At 42.2% G+C, this 2,798-nt stretch carries 3 protein-coding genes; all 3 read left to right on the top strand.

All coding sequences use genetic code 11. The annotated features are described in order from the left end of the window. Positions 1 to 332 precede the first annotated feature (332 nt). On the top strand, positions 333 to 914 hold the full coding sequence (locus BUC12_RS19575; RefSeq protein ID WP_073357355.1) for a hypothetical protein: 582 nt from the start codon (positions 333 to 335) through the stop codon (positions 912 to 914). A 5-nt stretch (positions 915 to 919) separates the two neighbouring features. After that, positions 920 to 2,482 carry a PKD domain-containing protein gene (locus tag BUC12_RS19570; RefSeq protein ID WP_139262135.1) on the top strand — a complete coding sequence of 521 codons (1,563 nt, stop codon included), beginning with the start codon at positions 920 to 922 and terminating at the stop codon, positions 2,480 to 2,482. Between the two features lie 11 nt (positions 2,483 to 2,493). Next, a partial coding sequence (locus tag BUC12_RS19925; protein WP_221407227.1) for a hypothetical protein occupies positions 2,494 to 2,798 on the top strand: 305 nt, incomplete at its 3' end.

Raw genomic sequence — 2,798 nt, 5'->3', positions numbered from 1 at the left:
AGGCCTGTTACATCGGTTGTTTTATGGTGTGAAGGGGTTCTTTTTTAATACTGAATATCGTGTTCCTTTGTTTTTCAGGTGGACCGGTTGATTATGTGATATATTTTTTCCTACAAATGTTGGTATGGCTAGTTGTGTTGTGTAGAGACGTTGTTTTATTGTGTTTAATATTGTATTTGAATACTCTCCTGTCAACTGCCACGAGCGTAAAACCAACATAGGGCAGCAAGGTGCAGCGATTGCACTTTGCTGTATTTTAAAGATTTTTTATTTACGGGATCAAGATAGAGGGGTCTGAGTGACTCTAGAACAACAATTTCAAATTAAACTGAATGAAAAAGATTTATTTACTTATGCTATGCTTTTTAGGGACAATGTCTCTAAAGGCTCAGGTGGGAATTAACACTGATACGCCCAATACTTCGGCTGCTCTGGAAATAGTCAGCTCTGATAAGGGAATTCTTATTCCTCGGATGACTTCGGCTCAGAGGGTGGCGATGGTTAATCCGGCCGAAGGATTGATCGTTTATGATACAACGCTCAAATGTATCTCACAGAATGCGGGTACTGCTGCTAACCCGGGATGGGTATGCCTTTCGGGTAGAGATACTCAGTCCGGTTCGTTCTATATGCCTTCGATTGCTATAGACGCTTCGGCTGTGGTTACCAATCAATCTTTAGACTTGTACGACGAATATAAAAAGCAGTTCAGTACTCCGACTGTGAGTAGTACCGGTGCTCCTTCGAGCATACCTTATTTTAGTAATGCTTCCGATTTGTATTATTATATTACTTTCTATGATGTCTCGGTACTGCAGATCAACAGCCTGGATGCAGCGGGGGTACTAAACTATGATATACTGAGGGAGGCCGAGCACGATACTTTTATGAATATAATATTTGTTGTTAAATAATGAATATGAAAAAGATAATTATATTGTTTGTATTCGGGATATTACTGATTCCGGATATCTTGGCTCAGAAAGAGACTGCTCACTGGCATTTTGGCAAAAAAGCAGGGCTTAATTTCATCAATACCCAAACCCTGACGTCGACAGCATTGACAGGTGGGGTCACTTTAAACGAAATGCCGACACTAGAAACAGGTTTTCTAACAACAGACGAAGGGTGTTTTACCATATCAGACAAAAATGGAAACCTATTAATGGCTTCGGATGGTTCTACCGTATACGGGAAAACCGGAAATGTGTTGATTTCTAATTTAGGAGGTAATAATACATCTACTCAATCGGGTATAGTATGTCCGGCTCCCGGTTATCCCGGCCGCTATTATGTTTTTGGATTTTACAGGGGAGGGAGTTATGCTGTAATCGAATTCGATTCCAACCAGAATGGAACAGTGATACAAACACCTGTAGCCCTTCCGGTTCAAGGTGTTCAGGAGCAGATAACTGCAGTAAGACATTCCAATAAAACAGATTATTGGATACTTTACCGAAATAATAATAATAGTACTACAGGAAGTATAGTGGCATTACTGCTTTCTTCCGAAGGGTTATCTGCATCGCCTGTAACAAGTACTGTTCCTTCAATAATAGGACGCTTTGGCTATATGAAAACCTCTCCCAATGGTAAATATCTGGCATGGAATATGGGGGATGACGAAGAATCGAATGCGGCGTCGTCTTATGGCGTAGCGGAGTTTGATGCTTCTACCGGTATAGTTTCTAATCCGAAATCTGTTAGCGGTTATATCACGTATACTCCTTGGGCCAACTATGGTGTAGAATTTTCTATAGACTCGAAAAATGTATTTTTTTCTGTTTGGGGAGTGGATGATTATGGTTTAGGCTATGAAGATTTCGGAAGCTTCGATAGATATGCTTTTGGCGTATGGGCTGCTAATATCGAATCATTCAAAACAGCGGCTAATCCCAAAACTACTTTGAGGAAGATAGGAAATGTATGCGAAAACATCCAGCTACAGTCCGACGGACGCATATACGGTACTGTATCGGGTGGCAATAGGGATGGCCGGTACTCCCTGTTTGTAATACCGGATCCAACGGATGATATCAATTCGATACAATTATTGGAATTTGAGAATGTATTCTATGCCAATTACCGTCCTATTGCGGGATTACCAACTTTCATGGCTTCTTTTTTCGACATGACGGGCGAAGAGCCAAAGTCATTTGTGTGTGCCGGCAATGATTTCCATTACGCAGTAGAGGTAAGCCTGGCAGGGACTTCCCTTGATCCGGTTAAGCTGGTCTGGGATTACGGCGATGGCTCTTCTGCAACTGAGCAGGCTATTTCTTCGGGGGTAACTACTTACAAGCAGGTGCACAGCTATCCGTCCGGTGGCAACTATACTATTACAGTAACTCCTTACAGAGCCGATAATACTGCATTAAGTGCTATTACAATTCCGGTCAATGCTGTCGAATGTTCGTTCCGTACCAACCGGATGATACGTCACGACATGCTGAATGCTTCGACAAAGGCCGTTAACCGTTAATTAGTGACCTCATGAAAATTCGATATTTATACAAAGCGTTCCTTTCGATAGTTGTGCTATTGACAAGTTTGAACTCGTACTCCCAGATAGGGATCAATAATGATTCGCCCGATGCGAGTACTGTCCTCCATATGGAGGGTGTGACCGGTGGGGATAAAGGATTACTTATTCCCCGGATGACTACTGTGCAAAAAACGGCTATAGCAAGTCCGGCACACAGCCTTTTGGTATATGATACCGACCTGAAATGTATTTCGCAGAATCTGGGTACGGAGGCTGCTCCTCAATGGACTTGTCTTACTTCTCTCAACCGGAA

Source organism: Indolivaga macrotermitis (assembly GCF_900128985.1).
Taxonomy (GTDB): Bacteria; Bacteroidota; Bacteroidia; order Bacteroidales; family Dysgonomonadaceae; genus Dysgonomonas_A; species Dysgonomonas_A macrotermitis.
This window is presented reverse-complemented; position numbering and strand designations above follow the sequence as displayed.